3 protein-coding genes, 1 tRNA gene and 1 pseudogene are annotated in these 3,172 nt (G+C 38.4%); all 5 read left to right on the forward strand.

What is annotated here, in order from left to right; all coding sequences use genetic code 11:
- Positions 1-108: 108 nt before the first annotated feature.
- A tRNA-Thr gene (locus FD12_RS05190) sits at positions 109-181 on the forward strand.
- 407 nt (positions 182-588) lie between these two features.
- A complete protein-coding gene (locus tag FD12_RS05195; protein ID WP_056982040.1) occupies positions 589-906 on the forward strand; it encodes a PTS sugar transporter subunit IIB in 318 nt (105 codons plus the stop codon).
- A gap of 29 nt (positions 907-935) precedes the next feature.
- On the forward strand, positions 936-1,217 hold the full coding sequence (locus FD12_RS05200; RefSeq protein ID WP_338034268.1) for a PTS lactose/cellobiose transporter subunit IIA: 282 nt from the start codon (positions 936-938) through the stop codon (positions 1,215-1,217).
- A gap of 191 nt (positions 1,218-1,408) precedes the next feature.
- Positions 1,409-2,899 (forward strand): peptide MFS transporter, encoded by a 1,491-nt coding sequence (locus tag FD12_RS05205; protein WP_054749116.1) that lies wholly within the window; start codon positions 1,409-1,411, stop codon positions 2,897-2,899.
- Positions 2,900-2,961: 62 nt separating this feature from the next.
- A pseudogene (locus FD12_RS05210) lies at positions 2,962-3,111 on the forward strand (metallophosphoesterase); the annotation flags it as partial.
- Positions 3,112-3,172 lie beyond the last annotated feature (61 nt).

Genomic DNA, 3,172 nt, shown 5'->3' on the forward strand with positions numbered 1-3,172 from the left:
GGTAGAGCACCTGACTGTTAATCAGGTTGTCGACGGTTCGAGCCCGCCTGCCGGAGCTTTGTCAAAAAGTGCTAACGCGATTGTTAGCACTTTTGTGTACAAAATCATGCCGACTTAGCTCAGCTGGTAGAGCATCGGTATCGTAAACCGAGGGTCACAGGTTCAACTCCTGCAGTCGGCATCAATGATTATAGTCAGTTTTTTATGACAGAAAAAGACACTCTTAGTCCTTTTAATAAGAAAGGATTAGGAGTGTTTTTTTGCTTGTGTCTTATCTACAGGTTGCTTTTTTTGATATTGTAGAGCCAAAGAAAGTGTGTGTTGAAAAAAGTACTAATTTTTAATTGTGAATCAATTAAAAATACCGGAATTAACATCCAGGAAAAGCGAAGCCGCCCCATACTAGCGACTCATAGCATCACTTATAATTGGTACATGTAAAAATATCGTAATTGGTATAGAACATATAAATGTCTGAACTGCCCTATATAAAAGAAGCTGTACATTAATAAATTCAAAAAACCCCTTGTGGTATACCAATATATCTGTTATTCTGTATAGGTAATCAAAGAAAAGGGGATTTTTATAATGAAAAATATTTTACTCGTTTGCGAAGATGGAATTTCTAGTAATTTTTTAGTTAAGTCAGCTAAATTATTTATTGAGAACTATCAAGCAGATATTAATTTAATACCAAGTAACTTTGAAAATGCGGAGCAACATTTAAATGACGGTGTTGATTTGGTCTTGGTAGCACCACAGGCCACTTATCACGAAAAGGAGCTTGAATTGCTTGACGGTAAAGCCAACCTTTTAACAATTCCTGATGAAGTATATGGTTGGGCTAACGGCGAAAAGCTCGTCAAGTTCATTCTCAATCAATTTAAGTCTGCAAAGGCAGTTTAATGGATGAAAATGAACTAAATCAAATCTCAATGCTCATGCTGACGTATTCGGGGAAAGCTAAGCAGATTCTTAACCAAACAATTGATACAATCTCATTATCTACATATAAAAAAGACGATGTATCTGCACAATTCGAGAAAGCTCATAAATGGCTCACAAAGGCGCATAATGAGCAAAACAAAGCAATTAAATATGTGGATAATTTGCAATACTCGGTCCTGTTCACCCACGCACAAGACACACTGATGAACACCGAAACAATTTATTTCTTATTGACTAAACTAATTCCATTGATAAGAATAAATCAATGAACGGTTTGATCTGATTTTTGTCGGAAAATACTAGTCGATGTTTCGTCGTCATTGAATTACCTTCCATTCTGGAATATAATGATTGTTATGGTTTGATCCTTGATAAGCTTTAAAGAACAATTATTAATAAATGATCTAATCCGGTTAACACATGTTAAGGTGGATTAGATTTATTTTTTGGAGGGTATCACATGCAACAACATGAACAAACTGACCAGGAAAGACGAGCTGACAGCTCATTCTTTGGTCAACCAAGAGGATTATCGACGTTATTCTATACTGAAATGTGGGAGCGTTTTAGTTACTACGGAATGCGGGCAATCCTGTTATTTTACATGTATTTCAGCATTAGCAAAGGTGGTTTGGGCTTTTCGCAACCACTTGCTGCATCAATCATGTCCATCTATGGATCGTTGGTTTACTTGACTTCTGTTGCGGGTGGCTTCATTAGTGACCGTATTTTAGGAAGTCGGAGAACCGTCTTCTATGGTGGTGTCCTGATTATGTTTGGCCACATCGCGCTCTCAATGCCATTAGGACGAATCGCGTTATTTGCCTCGATCGTTTTAATCACATTGGGAACTGGGCTATTAAAACCCAATATTTCTGAGATGGTTGGTGGGTTATATACCGAGTATGATAACCGCCGAGACTCTGGATTTACTATCTTTGTGTTTGGAATTAACTTAGGATCGTTTATTTCACCTATTTTAGTTACGTGGCTGGGAATGAAATATAATTTCCATTTAGGCTTTTCTTTGGCCGCCATTGGAATGTTTTTCGGATTGTTGCAATACATCCGAGGTGGCAAGAAACACTTGCCAAGCACGAGCCTTTATCCTTCAGACCCGCTTGAACCTGAAGACGTTAAGAAGTTATCATTTCGGATTGGCGTTGGCGTGGTCGTTTTCGGATTAGTACTGTTATTGATGCAAGTAATGGGAACCCTGTCTCTCAGCACATTTATTACATTGCTTAGCTTAATTGCAATTGCCACCCCAATTATTTACTTTGTCGTGATTATTTCCAGTAAGAAGATTTCGAGTAATGAACGTTCCCGAGTTGTGGCATACATACCATTGTTTATTGCCGCCACAATTTTTTGGGCCATTGAGGAGCAGGGATCAGTTGTTTTAGCTTTGTTTGCGCAGAATCAAACCAATAACAACTTCTTTGGTTTCCAAATTCGAGCTGGTTTCTACCAGTCATTAAACCCTGCGTTTATCATGCTCTATACGCCATTCTTTGCGTGGTTGTGGATTAAATTAGGGAGAAAGCAACCTAGTTCGCCTTCTAAATTCTCTTTAGGAATGGTGATTGCCGGATTGTCATATATTTTCATGATCTTGCCGGTTTCCTTATTCGGAACTTCTGCTCGCGTAAGTCCGTTGTGGCTAGTTGGTAGTTGGGCAATTGTTGAAGTTGCGGAGTTGTTAATTTCGCCAATTGGCCTTTCTGTCACCACTAAGCTTGCACCAAAAGCCTTCGAATCTCAAATGATGAGTATGTGGTTCTTAGCAGACGCTGCTGGACAAGCAATTAACTCGCAAATTGTGAAGTACTATACGCCTGATAATGAAATCAATTATTTCTTGATTATTGGGATTTGCGCAATTGTTGCTGGGGTCATCCTGGCGTTCCTGGTTAAGCCGGTTAAACGACTCATGGAAGGCGTTAGTTAATAATGAGCTACAAAAAAGTGTTATCCTGTCTGGGATAGCACTTTTAATTATGGGAGAAGAACATGATAAAAATAGCTGCATCCAGTGATAATCATTTCGATATCAATAAAGTTGACATTGACCAAATTGTTGAACAGCAGGCTGCCTATTTAAATGAGAATCACGTAGACTATTATTTGATTGCTGGTGATATGTTCAATGATTTTGAGAAAGCCTTTGTCAAGGGCAGTTTAAAAATGTAGGTTTTCGGCAGAAAGAAATGTAGGTTTTCGG

Source organism: Lentilactobacillus rapi DSM 19907 = JCM 15042 (genome assembly GCF_001436255.1).
In the GTDB taxonomy this organism is placed as follows: domain Bacteria; phylum Bacillota; class Bacilli; order Lactobacillales; family Lactobacillaceae; genus Lentilactobacillus; species Lentilactobacillus rapi.

What these genes read in the sequence shown, in the direction of transcription:
- FD12_RS05195 (WP_056982040.1), top strand. Translation starts at nt 589, where the DNA reads ATGAAAAATATTTTACTCGTTTGCGAAGATGGAATTTCTAGTAATTTT.
- FD12_RS05200 (WP_338034268.1), top strand. Translation starts at nt 936, where the DNA reads ATGCTCATGCTGACGTATTCGGGGAAAGCTAAGCAGATTCTTAACCAA.
- FD12_RS05205 (WP_054749116.1), top strand. Translation starts at nt 1,409, where the DNA reads ATGCAACAACATGAACAAACTGACCAGGAAAGACGAGCTGACAGCTCA.